At 69.4% G+C, this 16,765-nt stretch carries 14 protein-coding genes; 12 read left to right on the plus strand and 2 right to left on the minus strand.

What is annotated here, in order from left to right; translation table 11 throughout:
* Nucleotides 1–161 precede the first annotated feature (161 nt).
* The 12 genes from ACQY4O_RS18205 to ACQY4O_RS18260 all read left to right on the plus strand — a co-directional run bounded on the left by ACQY4O_RS18205 (nucleotide 162) and on the right by ACQY4O_RS18260 (nucleotide 14,170).
* Nucleotides 162–1,550 (plus strand): amidohydrolase family protein, encoded by a 1,389-nt coding sequence (locus ACQY4O_RS18205; RefSeq protein WP_428377848.1) that lies wholly within the window; start codon nucleotides 162–164, stop codon nucleotides 1,548–1,550.
* A complete protein-coding gene (locus ACQY4O_RS18210) occupies nucleotides 1,547–2,551 on the plus strand; it encodes a DUF2891 domain-containing protein (protein WP_428377850.1) in 1,005 nt (334 codons plus the stop codon). Before ACQY4O_RS18205 ends, ACQY4O_RS18210 begins: the two co-directional genes overlap by 4 nt.
* Nucleotides 2,552–2,623: 72 nt before the next feature.
* The gene (gene ahcY / locus ACQY4O_RS18215) at nucleotides 2,624–3,940 is read left to right on the plus strand and encodes an adenosylhomocysteinase (protein WP_428377852.1); all 1,317 of its coding nucleotides are present in this window, start codon (nucleotides 2,624–2,626) and stop codon (nucleotides 3,938–3,940) included.
* A gap of 114 nt (nucleotides 3,941–4,054) precedes the next feature.
* Nucleotides 4,055–5,092 carry a phosphate ABC transporter substrate-binding protein PstS gene (pstS, locus tag ACQY4O_RS18220; protein ID WP_428377854.1) on the plus strand — a complete coding sequence of 346 codons (1,038 nt, stop codon included), beginning with the start codon at nucleotides 4,055–4,057 and terminating at the stop codon, nucleotides 5,090–5,092.
* Nucleotides 5,093–5,101: 9 nt separating this feature from the next.
* A complete protein-coding gene (gene pstC / locus ACQY4O_RS18225; protein ID WP_428377856.1) occupies nucleotides 5,102–6,034 on the plus strand; it encodes a phosphate ABC transporter permease subunit PstC in 933 nt (310 codons plus the stop codon).
* 5 nt (nucleotides 6,035–6,039) lie between these two features.
* Nucleotides 6,040–6,927: a phosphate ABC transporter permease PstA gene (gene pstA, locus ACQY4O_RS18230; RefSeq protein ID WP_428377858.1), complete on the plus strand. Its 888-nt coding sequence runs from the start codon at nucleotides 6,040–6,042 to the stop codon at nucleotides 6,925–6,927.
* A gap of 98 nt (nucleotides 6,928–7,025) precedes the next feature.
* Entirely contained in the window at nucleotides 7,026–7,772 is a 747-nt protein-coding gene (gene pstB / locus ACQY4O_RS18235) for a phosphate ABC transporter ATP-binding protein PstB (RefSeq protein ID WP_428378241.1), read from the plus strand.
* Nucleotides 7,773–7,945: 173 nt separating this feature from the next.
* Nucleotides 7,946–8,710 (plus strand): phosphate signaling complex protein PhoU, encoded by a 765-nt coding sequence (gene phoU, locus ACQY4O_RS18240; RefSeq protein WP_428377860.1) that lies wholly within the window; start codon nucleotides 7,946–7,948, stop codon nucleotides 8,708–8,710.
* Between the two features lie 81 nt (nucleotides 8,711–8,791).
* On the plus strand, nucleotides 8,792–9,466 hold the full coding sequence (gene phoB / locus ACQY4O_RS18245) for a phosphate regulon transcriptional regulator PhoB (RefSeq protein WP_428378242.1): 675 nt from the start codon (nucleotides 8,792–8,794) through the stop codon (nucleotides 9,464–9,466).
* Nucleotides 9,467–9,480: 14 nt separating this feature from the next.
* Nucleotides 9,481–10,629: a sensor histidine kinase gene (locus ACQY4O_RS18250; protein WP_428377862.1), complete on the plus strand. Its 1,149-nt coding sequence runs from the start codon at nucleotides 9,481–9,483 to the stop codon at nucleotides 10,627–10,629.
* A 176-nt stretch (nucleotides 10,630–10,805) separates the two neighbouring features.
* A complete protein-coding gene (locus ACQY4O_RS18255; RefSeq protein WP_428377864.1) occupies nucleotides 10,806–12,494 on the plus strand; it encodes a hypothetical protein in 1,689 nt (562 codons plus the stop codon).
* A 92-nt stretch (nucleotides 12,495–12,586) separates the two neighbouring features.
* The gene (locus ACQY4O_RS18260) at nucleotides 12,587–14,170 is read left to right on the plus strand and encodes an aldehyde dehydrogenase (NADP(+)) (RefSeq protein WP_428377866.1); all 1,584 of its coding nucleotides are present in this window, start codon (nucleotides 12,587–12,589) and stop codon (nucleotides 14,168–14,170) included.
* Nucleotides 14,171–14,186: 16 nt separating this feature from the next.
* Here the strand turns inward: ACQY4O_RS18260 and ACQY4O_RS18265 are convergent, their stop codons facing one another.
* Both ACQY4O_RS18265 and ACQY4O_RS18270 read right to left on the minus strand, forming a co-directional pair.
* Nucleotides 14,187–15,671, minus strand: a complete 1,485-nt coding sequence (locus ACQY4O_RS18265) for a tetratricopeptide repeat protein (RefSeq protein WP_428377868.1) — start codon at nucleotides 15,669–15,671, stop codon at nucleotides 14,187–14,189.
* Nucleotides 15,672–15,701: 30 nt separating this feature from the next.
* Entirely contained in the window at nucleotides 15,702–16,754 is a 1,053-nt protein-coding gene (locus ACQY4O_RS18270; protein ID WP_428377870.1) for an aldo/keto reductase, read from the minus strand.
* Between the last annotated feature and the right edge of the window lie 11 nt (nucleotides 16,755–16,765).

Raw genomic sequence — 16,765 nt, forward strand, 5'->3', positions numbered from 1 at the left:
ACTACCGACAGGTTGCCACCAGACAGCCAGGGCATCGTCATCAGGTTGTGACATAGACATCCATCGCCAGCGCATGCTGCACTCCGAGGATGGCGGTCTGCGCCAGGCCGACAGGTGCTGACGGCCGAGCGGCGCCGCTCATCATACGCAGGAGCCCTCTGTTGCCCGACGAGCGCGACCGTCCGCCGGCCGGACCCTTCACCATCAGGGGGGCGGTGATGCACACGCCGTGCCTCGGCGGCCTGGAGCGGCACCAGGACGCGGCGCTGGAGGTGGCGGCCGATGGCGCCGTCGCTGCCCTGCATCCGGCCGGCAGCGAGGGCTTTGCCGCGGCCGTGGCTGCGGCCGCGCGCGCGGGAACGCTGCTGGCGCTGAGCCCGGCCCACACCCTGATCCCCGGCTTCGTCGACCTGCACGTGCATGCGCCGCAATGGCCGCAGGCCGGTCGCGCGCTGGACCTGCCGCTCGAGCGCTGGCTGCAGCAATACACCTTTCCGCTCGAGAGCCGGTATGCCGACCTGGACTTCGCGCGCGCGGTCTATGACGACCTGGTCGGCTGCCTGCTCGCCAACGGCACCACCAGCGCGGTCTATTTCGCAACCATCCACGAGGCGCCCAGCTTGGAGTTGGCGCGGGTCTGCCTGCGTGCAGGACAGCGCGCCTTCGTCGGGCTGGTGGCGATGGACGATGCGGCAGAGTGCCCGGACTTCTATCGCAACGCGGATGCGGCGCAGGCGATCGCGGCGACGCGCCGGCACATCGACGGCGTGCGCGACCTGCCGGGCAACGAAGCAGGCCTGGTGCGTCCGATCATCACCCCGCGCTTCATCCCGGCCTGCACCGACGCGCTGCTGCATGGCCTCGGCCGGCTCGCGCAGGAGACCGGCTGCCTGGTGCAGACGCACTGCTCGGAAAGCGACTGGGAGCATGGATTCGTGGCCGCGCGCACCGGCCGCTCCGATACCGCGAGCCTGGACGGCTTCGGCCTGCTGCGCCGGCACAGCATCCTGGCGCACGGCAACCTCATCGGCGACGACGACATGGACCTGATCGCAGGAAGCGGTGCCGCGATCGCGCACTGCCCGATCTCCAACGTGTTCTTCTCGGACGCGGTGTTCCCGCTGCACAAGGCGCTGCAACGCGGCCTGCTGGTCGGCCTCGGCACCGATCTCGCCGGCGGCTACAGCCCGTCGGTGTTGGACAATGCGCGCCAGGCGGTGCTGTCGGCACGCCTGCTGGCCTCCGGCGTCGATCCCGATCGCGACCGGTCGATGCGAGGCCAGGGCGATGCGGCCAGGATCGGGTTCCGCGAGGCGTTCTGGCTGGCGACGGCGGGCGGTGGCGACGCGCTCGGGCTGCCGGTCGGGCGGTTCACCCAGGGCAGCCGGTTCGATGCCATCCTGCTCGACGCCGATGCGCCGGGATCGAACATCAGGCTGCACCCGGGCGAGAGCGACGACGACCGGTTGCAGGCGCTGTTCGGCGCGACCCGGGCAAACATGGCCGGTGTCTGGGTGGATGGCAGGCGGGTTGCCGGGACACGCGCATGAGGCTGGACGCGGACCTCGCGGCCCGGCTGGCGCAGGTGGCGCTCGGTCATGTCACCCGGGAATATCCCAACCATCTGGCGCACCTGCTGCACGGTTCCCGGGACGCCTGCACGCCGCGCGCGCTGCATCCGGTGTTCTATGGCAGCCTCGACTGGCACTCCTGCGTGCACTCGTACTGGATGCTGGCGCACCTGCTGCGGCTGTATCCGCACACGCCGCCGGCGCCGGCGATCCGGGCGCTGTTCGACGAGCATCTGGTCCAGCCCAATGTCGGTGTCGAGTGCGCCTACTTCGAGCGACCGGGCACAGGGTCCTTCGAGCGTCCGTATGGCTGGGCGTGGCTGCTGCAGCTGGCGGCCGAACTGCGGCATCCCGGCTGCGAGCGCTGGAGCGCCGCCCTGGCCCCACTCGAAGCCGTCATGCTGGCCCGGTTTCGCGACTTCCTGCCCAGGGCGACCTATCCGGTCCGCGCCGGCACCCACTTCAACACCGCCTTCGCGCTCGCGCTGGCAGCAGACCATGGCGGGCTCGGCCCCTTGCTGCACGAGACCGCCGGGCGCTGGTATGGCAACGACCGCGCGATCCAGGCCTGGGAGCCGGGCGGCGACGATTTCCTCTCGCCGGCCCTGATCGAGGCCGAGTGCATGCGCCGGGTGCTGCCGCCCGGGCAGTTCCTGCCCTGGTTCGACGCCTTCCTGCCGCACCTGGCTGCGCGCCTCCCCGCCACGCTGTTCGAGCCGGCCACGGTCAGCGACCGCAGCGACGGCAAGATCGCGCATCTCGACGGCCTCAATCTCAGCCGCGCCTGGTGCCTGCGCCGGCTGGCTCGCGCGCTGCCCGACCGGGATCCGAGGCGCCCCGTCATGCTGGACGCCGCCGAGGCGCATCTCGCCGCCGCCCTGCCGCACGTTGCCGGCGACTACATGGGCGAGCACTGGCTGGCGAGCTTCGCGGTGCTGGCGCTCGCGGCCCAGGAGACCGCCCAGGACCCCGACCCCTAGCTTGCGGTTCCATCCGCGTGCGCCAGACTGTATAGGCCGTAGCGAAATCGCCGGACCAGCATCAGGACATCCATGAACGTCATCAGCACCGCCGCCACCTCGGCCGACTACAAGGTGAAGGATCTCTCCCTCGCGGAATGGGGCCGCAAGGAGATCTCCATCGCCGAGGGCGAGATGCCCGGCCTGATGGCGCTGCGCGACGAGTTCGGCACCGGCAAGCCGCTCAAGGGGGCCCGCATCGCCGGCTGCCTGCACATGACGATCCAGACCGCGGTGCTGATCGAGACGCTGATGGCGCTGGGCGCGAGCGTGCGCTGGTCGTCGTGCAACATCTTCTCGACCCAGGACCAGGCCGCCGCCGCGATCGCGGCCGCGAACATTCCGGTGTTCGCCTGGAAGGGCCTGACCGAGGACGAATTCTGGTGGTGCATCGAGCAGACCGTGCGCGGCCCGGATGGCTGGACCCCGAACATGATCCTCGATGACGGCGGCGACCTGACCGTGCTGATGCACGACAAGTATCCCGAGCTGCTCCGCGAGGTGCGCGGCATCTCCGAGGAGACGACCACCGGCGTGCATCGCCTGTGGGAGATGGCCAAGAAGGGCACGCTGGCGGTGCCGGCGATCAACGTCAACGACAGCGTCACCAAGTCGAAGTTCGACAATTTGTACGGCTGCCGCGAGAGCCTGGTGGACGCGATCCGCCGCGGCACCGACGTGATGATGGCCGGCAAGGTCGCGGTCGTCGCAGGCTACGGCGACGTGGGCAAGGGCTCGGCGGCGAGCCTGCGCAATGCCGGCTGCCGGGTGCTGGTGACCGAGGTCGATCCGATCTGCGCGCTGCAGGCGGCGATGGAGGGCTACGAGGTGGTGACGATGGAGACCGCTGCCCCCAGAGGCGACATCTTCGTGACCGCGACCGGCAATGTGGACGTGATACGCATCGAGCACATGCGCGAGATGAAGCACCGCGCCATCGTCTGCAACATCGGCCACTTCGACAGCGAGATCCAGATCGACGCGCTGCGCAACCACAAGTGGGACAACGTCAAGCCGCAGGTGGACGAGGTCGAGTTCCCGAACGGCCGCCGGCTGATCGTGCTGTCCGAGGGGCGGCTGGTCAATCTCGGCAACGGCACGGGCCACCCGTCATTCGTGATGTCGGCGTCGTTCACCAACCAGACCCTGGCGCAGATCGAGCTGTGGACCGCACCGGAAGGCAAGTACGAGCGCCGCGTCTATACGCTGCCCAAGCATCTCGACGAGAAGGTGGCGGCGCTGCATCTCGCCAAGGTCGGCGCCGAGCTGACCAGGCTGACCGAGAAGCAGGCGGCCTATATCGATGTCGGCGCCTCGGGCCCGTTCAAGCACGACCTCTACCGCTACTGAGCCGGCTGTCCCGGGGCGCCCCCGGGTCGCGACTGTCATGCAACCGTCACATCACTGAAACATGGACGCCATCGCCACCCTGTAAAGCCGCCTCGACAACGGGAGGCCCTCTGCATGCGTGCTGTGCTGTTTGCCCTATCTGCCAGCCTCGCCGGTCTGCTGCCGCTCGCACCCGATGCGGCTCGGGCGGTCGACATCACTGGCGCCGGCTCGACCTTCGCCGCCCCGATCTACGGCGCCTGGGGGGCCGCCGCCAAGGGCACGCTCGGGATTACGCTGAACTATCAGGCGCTCGGCTCGGGCGCCGGCCAGAACCAGGTGATGGCGCGCACGGTGGATTTCGGCGCCTCCGATGCGCCGGTCGCGAGTGCCAAGCTGAGTGCCAACGCGCTGCTGCAGTTCCCGACGGTGATCGGCGGCGTGGTGCCGATCGCGAACCTGCCCGGCATCAGCCCGAACCAGCTGCGCCTCACCGGCGCGGTGCTGGCCGGGTTGTTCAACGGCGATATCGCCATGTGGAACGATCGCCAGATCGCCGCCCTCAACCCAGGCCTGGCGCTGCCCGACATCGCCGTCGCCCCGGTGCATCGCGCCGACGGCTCGGGCACCACGTTCGTGTTCACCTCGTACCTGTCGAAGGTCAGCGCCGGCTGGAAGTCGAACGTTGGGGCGGCGACCTCGATCTCCTGGCCGTCCGGCGCCGGCGCGCGCGGCAATGACGGGGTGGCCGCGGTGGTGCGCAACACCCGCGGCGGGCTGGGCTATGTCGAGTACGCCTTCGCCGACAAGAACCACCTGACCACGGTCGAGCTGAAGGACGCCGCCGGGGCGTTTGTCGCTCCCAACCTGGACAGCTTCAGCAAGGCCGCCGCTGCCGCCGACTGGACCGACGCGCACGATTTTGCGGTCGACATGCTGAACACCGCCGGCGCGGGCGCGTGGCCGATCGTGTCCACCACTTTCGTGCTGCTGCCGACCAACCCGAAGGATCCGGCGCGCGGCGCCGCGGTGATCAAGTTCTTCGACTGGGCGTTCACCCATGGTGGCGATATCGCCACGCAACTGCAGTACGTCAGCCTGCCGCCGGCGGTGCAGGCCAGCGTGCGGCAAGCCTGGAGCCATACCACGGGAGCGTCTGCCGCTGTCAGGTAGTGCACCTCGATGAGCGCCTCCGAGCGGAACGACAGGCTAGGTGACCGGCTCTTTACCGGCATCGCCTGGGCGTGCGGCATGGTGGTGCTGCTGCTGATCCTGGGCATCATCGCGGTGATGCTGGCCGGCGGCAGCCACGCGCTGCGCGTGTTCGGCCCGGGCTTCCTGGTGCATGCGGTCTGGAACCCGGTGGTCGACCATTACGGGGCCCTGGCTCCGGTGTACGGCACCATCGTGACCTCGCTGATCGCACTCCTGGTGGCGGTGCCGCTGGCGTTCGGGGTGGCGTTCTTCCTGACCGAGATGGCGCCCGACTGGCTGTCGAACCCGATCGGCACGGCGATCGAACTGCTCGCCGCGGTGCCGTCGATCATCTTCGGCATGTGGGGCTTCTTCGTGATCGTGCCGGTGATGGCCCAGGACGTGCAGCCGGCGCTGATCGACAGCATCGGCCACGCTCCGGTCATCGGCCGGCTGTTCTCGGGAGCGCCATTCGGCACCGGGCTGCTGACCGGCGGGCTGATCCTGGCGGTGATGATCACGCCGTTCATCGCCGCCGTGATGCGCGACGTGTTCAACTCGATGCCGGCGGTGCTCAAGGAGAGCGCCTACGGGCTCGGCTCGACCCGCTGGGAGGTGATGCGCCGCGTGGTGCTGCCGTGGTCGCGCATCGCGGTGAGCGGCGGCATCATGCTCGGGCTCGGCCGCGCGCTCGGCGAGACCATGGCGATCACCTTCGTCATCGGCAACTCCAACCGCATCGGCGCCAGCCTGTTCTCGCCGGGCAACACCATCGCGTCGCTGATCGCGCTGGAATTCCCCGAAAGCCCGGCCGGCAGCCTGAAGCTGTCGGCGCTGCTCGCACTCGGGCTGATCCTGATGGTGATCTCGTTCATCACGCTGGCCTGCTCGCGGCTGCTGCTGCGCCAGCGCGGGGCCTGAGCCCGATGTCGGCCATCGCGCGCAGCTCGCTGGTGGAGCGGACGGCGCCTCAGGCCGGACGCGCCCGCCGGCGGCGGCTGGCCAACCGGGCGGCGACGGCCATGTGCGGCATCGCGACCGCCATCGTGCTGGCTGCACTCGCCTCGATCCTGGCGACGCTGGTCTCGCGCGGGCTCGGCGGCCTGCACCTCTCGACCTTCATCCGCATGACCGCGCCGCCTGGCGCCGGGGGCGGCCTGCTCAACCCGATCGTGGGCTCGATCATCCAGACCCTGCTGGCGGTCCTCGTCGGCGCACCCGTCGGGCTGCTCGCCGGCGTGTTCCTCGCCGAGTTCGGCACCGGCTCCTGGGTCGCGGGCGTGGTGCGCTTCGTCTCCGACATGCTGCTGTCGGCGCCGTCGATCCTGGTCGGGCTGTTCGTCTATCTGATCCTGGTCGGCCCGGTCGGGCACTTCTCCGGCTTCGCGGGTGCGATGTCGCTCGCCATCCTGGTGGTGCCGATCGTGGTGCGCACCACCGAGGACATGCTGCGGCTGGTGCCGACCTCGATGCGCGAGGCCGCCGCCGCCCTGGGCGCGCCGCGCTGGAAGGTGGTGGTGCTGATCTGCGCGCGCGCCGCCCGCCGCGGCATCGCCACCGGCATCCTGCTGGCGGTGGCGCGCATCTCCGGCGAGACCGCGCCGCTGCTGTTCACCTCGCTCGGCAACCTCTCCTGGTCGGTGGACCTGCGCGCGCCGATGGCCAGCCTGCCGGTGACGATCTACCAGTATGCGGGCTCCGCGTACGACGACTGGGTGCAACTCGCCTGGACCGCGGCGCTGCTGATCACGGCCGGTGTCCTGCTCATCAACATCATTGCACGCGCCGGCCTCGGCGGACGGGACAGCACATGAACGATCAGACCGGCAACGGTGCCGCCGCATCACGCCAGCAGCGCGGGATCTCGTTCGCCCAGACGCGTCCCGATGCGGCGCTGGCTGCCGCGCGGGCGATGCTCAGCCTGCGCGCCCTGGATTTCTATTACGGCAGCAATCACGCCCTGAAGAACATCTCCATCGACCTGCCGGAGCAGCAGGTGACCGGACTGATCGGTCCCTCGGGCTGCGGCAAGTCGACGCTGCTGCGCGTGCTGAACCGCATGTACGACCTCTATCCCGGTCAGCGCGCGACCGGCGAGGTGCTGCTCGACGGCGAGAACATCATCGCGCCGGGCACCGACACCAACCGGCTGCGCTCGCGGGTCGGCATGGTGTTCCAGAAGCCGACGCCGTTCCCGATGTCGGTGTTCGACAATGTCGCCTTCGGTGTGAAGCTGCACGAGAGCCTCGACCGCGCGGCCATGCAGGCGCGCGTCGAGGACGCGCTGCGCCGGGTGGCGCTGTGGGCCGAGGTGAAGGACCGGCTGCGCGCCCCGGCGGCGGCGCTGTCCGGGGGCCAGCAGCAGCGCCTGTGCATCGCGCGCACGATTGCGACCCGTCCCGAGGTGATCCTGCTCGACGAGCCGACCTCGGCGCTGGACCCGATCAGCACCGCGCGTATCGAGGAGCTGCTCGACGAGCTGAAGGTCGAGTTCACCATCGCCATCGTCACCCACAACCTGCAGCAGGCTGCGCGCTGCGCCGACCAGGTCGCGTTCTTCTACATGGGCGAACTGGTCGAGGTCGCGTCCGCCGACCGGCTGTTTACCGCGCCGCGTGAAAAACGCACGCAGGACTATATCACCGGCCGTTTTGGATAGAAAATGCTGAAGCGAGACATCCGTGGCGGACGAAGGTCAGGGGCGTTGCCCCTGGACCCCATCAAAGGCGGAGCCTTTGAAAACCATCACTTTAAGAATCGGGGTCTGGGGCTTGAGGCCCCAGCGGGTCCAGGGCAGAGCCCTAGCCTTGCCTTTCGGTTGAAAGTCCAGCCATGAGCAGCAACGATCCTCGGCGCATTGTCCGCAGCTACGAGCAGGAACTCAACCAGCTGCGCGCGATGATGGCGCGCATGGGCGGCATGGTGGAGAGCCAGACCGCCAATGCGCTGGCCGCGGTGCTGAACCGCGACGGCGAGGCGGCGCAGCTGGCGATGGAGCAGGATCCCGACGTCGATGCGGTGGAGCGCGAGATCGAGGGGCGCGCGATCCGCATGCTGGCACTGCGCGCGCCGATGGCGCAGGACCTGCGCGAGATCGTCTCCGCGCTGAAGGTCACCAGCGACCTGGAGCGCATCGGCGACTATGCCGCCAATATCGCGAAGCGGTCGCTGCGCATCGGTCCTAGCGATGCCGGGCTCTCGCTCGGCGCGCTGCGCAACATGGGTCGGCTGGTGCAGGAGAGCCTGCGGCTGGCGATCGACGCGCTGAGCCAGAACGACGAGGCCAAGGCGATCGAGGTCTGGCACTCGGACAAGGCGGTGGACGAGCTGTACAACTCGATGTTCCGCGAGCTCATCACCTACATGATGGAGGACCCGCGCAACATCACCTCCTGCACGCACCTGCTGTTCATTGCCAAGAACCTCGAGCGTATCGGCGACCACTGCACCAACATCGCCGAACAGGTGCATTATTCGGTGACCGGCGAATTGCTGCCGGCCGCGCGTCCGCGCGGCAGCCCGGCGCAGGACCGTGTCCAGGGCAGGGACGAGGATGCGACGGGCGAGGACGGGGCGGCCGAAGATTTGGGGAGATAGATGATGCAGTCCGCAACCGACAGCCTGTACAGGAGCGACGTGGCGACCTCTCGTGACGATGCGCAGAAGCCTCGGGTGCTGATGGTCGAGGACGACCCGGCGCTGGCGGTGATGCTGCGCTACAACCTCGAGAAGCTCGGCTACCTCGTCGACGAGGCCGGCGACGGCCAGGAGGCGTTGCTGCGGGTGGTGGAGTTCTCGCCCGATATCGTGCTGCTCGATTGGATGCTGCCCAGCCTGTCCGGTCTCGAGGTGTGCCGGCAGATACGCCGCCGCCCGCAGACACGCGACCTGCCGGTGATCATGATCACGGCGCGCATGGAGGAGCAGGACTCCATCCGCGGCCTCAATACCGGGGCAGACGACTACATCACCAAGCCGTTCTCGATCGAGGCGCTGACCGCGCGCATGCGGGCGCTGCTGCGTCGCGCGCAGCCGCAGCCGGCCGGACGCATGATGCAGTTCCACGACATCGTCATGGATCCCGGCGAGCATCGGGTGCAGCGCAACGGACGGGCCGTGCATCTGGGACCGACCGAATACCGACTGCTGGAATTCCTGTTGCGCCATCCGCGCCGCGTGTTCTCGCGCGAGGACTTGCTCGATGCGGTATGGGGTGCCGACATCCATGTCGAGGTGCGCACCGTGGATGTGCATATCCGCCGGCTGCGCAAGGCGCTGAATGCGCCGGGCGAGGCGGACCTGGTGCGCACGGTGCGTTCGGCGGGCTACGCGCTGGACGTCGAGCAGAGCTGACCACCGACCGGGTCTTGCAGATCGACCTGCCGATCGCAACCGTCGCCTTCATCGGCGGCTATTGCGTGCGGCTGTTCCGGAGCCGCCGGCAGGGCAGGCCGGCCGCCGGCGCGGACCGCGCTGCGCCGGAGCCGGGGCTCGCGCCGGAGCCGTTCCGCTGGCCGGGCGACGTCATCGAGCCGCTGCCGTGCCCGATGCTGCTGATCGACCGCCAGGGCGCGTTGATCCACGCCAACCTGGCGGTCCGGGAGATGTTCGGCGACGCGGTCCCGGCGCTGCTGCGCCACCCGGTGCTCGACGACACCCTGTCGCGCATCGAGGGCGTCGAGATCGTCACCGCGACCGTCAGGATGGATGTCCCGGTGGCACGCGTGGTGCGGGTCTCGATCCGCGCGCTGCCGAATTTCGGCCCGGACCTGCTGGTGCTGGCATTGGCCGACCATAGCCAGCAGGAGGCGGTCGAGCGCATGCGGGCCGACTTCATTGCCAACGCCAGCCATGAGTTGCGCACCCCGCTGGCCAGCCTGATCGGCTTCATCGACACGCTGCTCGGCCCGGCCGCCGATGATTGGCAGGCGCAACGGCGTTTCCTGGCCATCATGCAGGCGCAGGCGGCCCGCATGCGCCGGTTGATCGACAACCTGATGAGCCTGTCGCGCATCCAGCTCATGGAGCACGAGCGGCCGCGCGCGCGGGTCGAGCTGGCGCCAGTCATTGCCACCGTGACCGACGGCTTCGAGCCGCTGGTCGCCGGACGGCAGGTCGCACTCCGGCTCGACATGCCCGCCAGCCTGCCGCCGGTGCGCGGCGACGGGGACCAGATCGCGCAGGTGCTGCAGAACCTGCTCGACAATGCGCTGAAATACGCATCGCGGGAGATCGTGGTGTCGGCGCGCCCGGTGCAGGGCGGCGCATGGCCGGCAGCACCCGGCGTGGTGCTGTCGGTGCGCGATGACGGGCCGGGCATTGCCGAGCATCACCTGCCACGGCTGACCGAGCGCTTCTACCGGGTCGAGGATGGCCAGGCGGGACGCGCCGGCAGCGGCCTCGGGCTTGCCATCGTCAAGCACATCGTCGGGCGGCATGCCGGGCGGCTGCTGGTCGAGAGCATCCCGGGCCAGGGCAGCCTGTTCAGTGTCTGGCTGCCGGCGGCGTTGTCATAGAACTGTCGCCCAACCGTAAGCAAATCATCGCGATACGTTAGGGACGCAAAACATTATTGAGAATGCGCCCGAACGGTGGGGGGAGGTCCCTGCCGGGCACGGAATTCCTCATCATGAATAGACGACGCTTCGCGAGGGCCGGCCTGATGGCAGCAACGGCGCTGACAGGTGCTGCAATGGCCGGCACAGCACCGGCGCGGGCGGACGACACCGGCGCGCAGATCAGCTCGATCGAGAAGCAGATCCGCCAGCTGCAGGGCGAACTCGGCCACATGAAGCACAGCCTGGTGCAGCGCGACGCGGACGTGCGCGCCGCGCGCGCGGAGGCGGCGGCGGCCAACCGGCAAGCGATGTCGGTCTCCGACCGCCGCACCAATGCGCTGGGCCAGCCGCTGGCACCGCAGGCGCTGTCGGCGCCGCCGGGCTACAGCGTGAACCTCGCAGGCAGCGGCACGATCCCGAAATACGGACCGTACGTCTATGTCGACGGCGTGCCGACGCCGGTGCTGTATCCGGGCCCGGCGCTGCATAAGGGCCAGTTCGAGCTCGCCGGCATCCGCATCACCCTCGGCGGCTTCATCGCGGCGGAGAGCGTCGCGCGGTCGCGCAACGAGACGCTCGATATCGGCAGCAACTTCAACAACTCGATCCCGTATGCCAGCAGCCCGAACTACCACACGCCGGAATTCCGCGAATCCGCCCGCCAGAGCCGCATCTCGCTGCTGGCCGAGGGCGACCCGGACAGCGTGACCAAGCTCAGCGCCTATTACGAGGCGGACTTCCTGGGCTCGGGCTCCGGCTCGAACAGCACCGAGAGCAACAGCTACGTGCTGCGTGATCGCCAGCTCTACGCCACCTATGCCCGCAAGGATTGGGACTTCTATGTGCTCGGCGGCCAGGCCTGGTCGCTGCTGACCATGAACAAGGTCGGCATCACGCCGCGCCTGGAAGATGTCCCGCTCACCATCGACGCGCAGTACGTGCCGGGCTTTGCCTGGACCCGCAACGCGCAGCTCCGCTTCGTCAAGGGCTTCGACAATGACCGGTTCGATCTCGGCCTGTCGTTCGAGAGCCCGCAGGCGAGCTATTTCACCGGCGGCAACGGCACCGGCTCGCTCGACGGCACCGTGGATGCCACCAACACCGGCAGCGGCACGCTGAACCCCGACACCAGCTATTCCGACGATATCGCGCCCGACGTGATCCTCAAGGGCACCGCTGACCCCGGCTGGGGCCACTACGAGGCGTTCGGCCTCGCCCGCTTCCTGCACGACCGCACGACCGTGGTCGGCAATGGCGACAACCACACCGTGCTGGCCGGCGGCGGCGGTGCTGGCGCCATCCTCCCGGTGATCAAGGGCCGCCTCGACCTGCAGGGCAACGTGCTGGTCGGCGAGGGCATCGGCCGCTACGGGTCGGTCGGGCTCCCGGACGCGACCTTCTCGCGCACCGGGGCACCGCTGCCGCTGCCGGAGGTCATCGCCATGGTCGGGCTGGTCGCGCATCCGGTGAAGAGCATCGACCTGTACAGCTATGTCGGCACCGAGCAGATCACCCATCGCGAGGCGTACACCGAGGGCAAGAAGGGCTACGGTTATGGCAGCCCGCTATACAGCAATGTCGGCTGCAACACCGAGCAGCCGATCGCGTCCACACTGGCGGCGCCGTGCACGGCCAACACCTCGGGCGTGGTGCAGGGCACGATCGGCGGCTGGTGGCGCTTCCTGCGCGGCGATTTCGGCACCATGCAGACCGGTATCCAGTATTCCTATACCCGCAAGACCGCGTTCGAGGGTGTCGGCGGCAGTCCGAAGACCGACGAGAACATGGTCTATCTCAGCTTCCGCTATCTGCCGTTCCAGTAGGTCACGCTGAACTCCCGCAGGTCCCGGCTGACCTTGCGCGGCCGGACCTGCGGGCGCATTGCATCGGCATCGGACCACAGGAAAGATGCCGCATGTCTGGATCCATCACCGGAAACCTGTTGCTCGCGGGCCGCTTCGAGCGGGGCACCGAGGGTGCCGTGCACGGGATCGCGGCGGCAACCGGTGCCGCGATCGAGCCGGCCTTCGGTGGCGCCAGCCCGGCCCAGCTGGAGACAGCCTGCGCCGCCGCGCACGACGCCTTCGAGACGTATCGCGAGACCGGCCTGGCGCAGCGCGCGACCTTCCTGGAGGCCATCGCGACCAACATCGAGGGCCTCGGCGAGACGCTGATCGAGCGCTGCATGCTGGAGACCGGCCTGCCGCGCCCGCGTCTCGAAGGCGAGCGGGCGCGCACCGCCGGGCAGTTGCGGCTGTTCGCAGCGGTGCTGCGCGAAGGCTCCTTCCTCGACCTGCGCATCGATCCCGCACTGCCGGACCGCAAGCCGTTGCCGCGCGTCGATCTGCGGCTGCGCAACATTCCGCTCGGCCCGGTTGCGGTGTTCGGCGCCAGCAACTTCCCGCTCGCCTTTTCGGTGGCCGGCGGCGATACCGCCTCGGCGCTCGCCGCCGGCTGCCCGGTCGTGGCCAAGGCGCACCCGTCGCATCCCGGCACCTCCGAGCTGGTCGGGCAGGCGGTGGCCAAGGCGGTCGCCGATGCCGCACTCCCGGGCGGCGTGTTCTCGCTGATCTTCACCGATGGCACCGGTGCGGCGCAGGCGCTGGTGGCGGATGCGCGCATCAAGGCGGTCGGCTTCACCGGCTCGCGCGCCGGGGGCACCGCGCTGACCCGCGTGGCGCAGGGCCGTCCGGAGCCGATCCCGGTCTATGCCGAGATGAGCAGCATCAATCCGGTGATCCTGCTGCATGGCGCGCTGGCGGCGCGGGGGGCTGCGATCGGCACCGCATTTGCCGCATCGCTCACCCTCGGAGCGGGCCAGTTCTGCACCAATCCCGGCCTGATCCTCGCCGTCGAAGGGGAGGGGCTCGATGGCTTCATCGCCGCCGCTTCGGAGGCGATCGCGGCGTCCGCGGCCGCCACCATGCTGACGCCCGGTATCCAAACCGCCTATGACGGCGCGGTGGCCAAGCTCGCCGGGCATGCCGGCGTGCAGACGCTGGCGCGCGGCAAGCAGGGCGGCTCCAACACCGGGCGGGCGGCGCTGTTCGAGACCACCGCCGCTGCCTTCCTGGCGCAGCACGAACTGCAGGACGAGGTGTTCGGCGCCAGCGGGCTGGTGGTGCGCTGCCCCGACCTCGCGTCGCTGCGCCAGGTGATCGAGGCGCTGGAGGGGCAGCTGACCGCCGCCCTGCATATCACCGAGGCCGACTTCGAGGCGGCACGCAGCCTGCTGCCGCTGCTCGAAGGCAAGGTCGGCCGCATCCTGGTCAACGGCTTCGGCACCGGCGTCGAGGTCAGCCACGCAATGGTGCATGGCGGCCCGTTCCCCGCCACCTCCGACGGAAGCAGCACCTCGGTCGGCACACTGGCGATCCGCCGGTTCCTGCGCCCGGTCAGCTACCAGGACCTGCCGCAGGCACTGCTGCCGGAAACCCTGCGCGACGGCAATCCGCTCGGCCTGCCACGCATGCTCGACGGCAAGCCGGGACGGGAGTAGGCAGCGGCCTTTCGGTTCAGGCGCTGGCCAGCGCCTGCGCCACGCGCTGCACCACGCCGGCCCAGTCTCCGGGCGCCGGCTGGCGGAACTGGCGCAGCGTCGGATACCAGGGTGCGTCGCGATGCGCCTCCGACCAGCGCCAGTCCGCATCGTAGCGGTTCAGCAGCCAGACCGGTGCCCCGAGAGCGCCGGCGAGGTGTGCCACCGCGGTGTCGACGGTGATCACCAGGTCGAGGGTGCGGATCAGCGCCGCGGTCTGCGCGAAATCGGTCATCAGGTCGGAGCGGTCGAGGATCTCAAGCGCCGAGGGCGGCGCACGCAGGTCCTCGGCCGCCTCGCCCTTCTGCAGCGAGACGAAGCGGCATCCGACGATGCCGCCGAGGGGCGCCAGCAGCGCGAGCGGGATCGACTTGCGGGCATGGATGATGCGGCTGACCAGCTCGGGGCGCATGCCGCTGGACCAGCACAGCCCGATCTTGCGGCCAGTTCCCGCAGGCAGCGCCCGGCCCCAGCGCGCCACATCCTCCTCCGCCGCCTGCAGATAGGGCACGCGGCGCGGGACGTCTTGCGGATGCCGGCTTGCCGCCGCGAGCGGCAGGCTCATCATCGGGCATTGCAGGTCGAACTGCGGCAGCGGGGCCCCACGTGCCACCACCTGCAAAGTGGCGCCGGACGGCGCGGCCAGGCTCGCGAGCAGTCGCACCAGGCCCGGCTGCACTTCCAGTACGACATGAGCGGCGTCCCGGATCGCTGGCACATATCGGCACATCTGCAGGGTATCGCCGAGGCCCTGCTCGGCGTGGATCAGCAGGTGTCGACCGTCGAGAGGTTCGCCGAGCCAGAGCGGGTGATCGGCATGGCGCCGGTTGCCGGCGTTCTCGGGAACCGCCCAGCGCCACTCGAACTCGCGCCAGCCGCGCTCGAAGTCGCCCTGCATCAACAGCGCCTGCGCCAGGACCGTATGCAGCTGCGCGGCCTGCGGCGCGCTCGCCAGGGCGTGTTCGAGCATGGCGGACGCTTCCGCGGCGCGACCCAGCGCTATCAGGGCGAGCGGCAGGGCGGCGGTAGCCTTATGGTGAGCCGGAGCCCCGTGCAGGGCGCGCCGGTGGCAGAGGACCGCATCCTCCCAGCAGGACAGGTCGGCATACGCGATCCCGAGATTGAACCAGGCAGAGGGCGACTGGCCGATCTGCAGGGCTGCGCGCAGCCGTTGCACGGCCTCCCGCGGGCGGCCGAGCGCGCGCAGGGCCGCGCCCGAATTGGAGAGCGCTACCGCGTCCCCGGGATCGAGGGTGAGGGCGATGTCCAGCGCCTCCACCGCCGCTTGCGGCTGGTGCAGCAGCAAGGCGAGCGCGCCGATACGGCGATAGATCTCGACCATGCCGCGATCGGCCGCCAGCGCCTGCCGGCACGTCTCGAGCGCTTCCTGCAGCCGGCCGCGTCCGGACAGGATGTCGGCGCGCCGCAGCAGCCGCGCGGCCGCCTTGGCGTCCGTTGTCACCGCGCCCGGCTTGTTCGCGTGCGGCGCGGCCTATTGCATGTCCGGCGCCAGCCCGGTGACCGATTCCACTTCATCGCCGAGCCAGGCTGCGTTCTTTGCGGTGCCGTCGAAGGTGGCGCTGGTCTTGAACAGCTCGTACTTGCCTTCCAGCGCGTACGGACGGCTGCGGGCCAGCAGTTCGGCCACCGCCGCCTTGTCCATCGGCTTGAAGCTGCGCACCGCCGCGAACGCCTGGTCCAGGTCGCGCTGGCTCTGGATGCCGGTGATCACCACCGCGGTCGGCAGGTTGAGCTGGTACTGCAGATATTCGACCGGCTTGATCGGCGCACCGCTCTTCAGCAGCACGCTGTCGGCGAACGCCTTCATGCCCAGCACCGCGATGCCGTGCTCGACGAGGTAGGGCAGCACGAGGTGCGCGAAGCTGCGGAAATGCGCGTCCATCACGTTGAGCGGCATCTGCACGGCGTCGAAATGGAAACCGCACTCGGCGGCGACCGCCAGCATCTGCAGGTGGATGCGCGGGTCCTTGTGGCCGGTGAAGCCAATATGGCGCAGCTTGCCGGCCTGCCTGGCCTCGACGAACGCCTGCATCGCGCCGCCTTCGGCGAAGATGCGGTCGGGATCGTCGTAGCGCAGGATCTCGTGATGCTGCACCAGGTCGATGCAGTCGGTGCGCATGCGCTTGAGCGAGGTGTCGATCTGCTTTGCCGCTTCCGCCTTCGAGCGGCCGTCCATCTTGGACATCAGGAACACGCGGTCGCGATAGCCGCCCTGGTCGAGTGCGAGGCCGACGCGCAGTTCGGACTGGCCCTCGTTGTAGTCCCAGCAATTATCGACGAAGTTGATGCCGCGATCGATCGCCTCGTGCAGCAGGCGCACGGCCTCGGCATCGCTCAGCGACTTCTTGCCGAGATGGAAGCCGCCGATGCCGATGGCCGAGATCATCTCGTCGCTGCGTCCGAAGCGGCGATACAGCATCTCGCCGCGCCGCTCGCCGGGATCGGTCACGAACGGCAGGTCGGCCGGATCGTCCACGCGCGTCACCGGCAGCGCCGGGCTCGTGAGGGTTTGGGCTTGGTCCATCGGATACCTCC

The sequence above is a fragment of the Lichenicoccus sp. genome (assembly GCF_965277665.1).
In the GTDB taxonomy this organism is placed as follows: Bacteria; Pseudomonadota; Alphaproteobacteria; order Acetobacterales; family Acetobacteraceae; genus Lichenicoccus.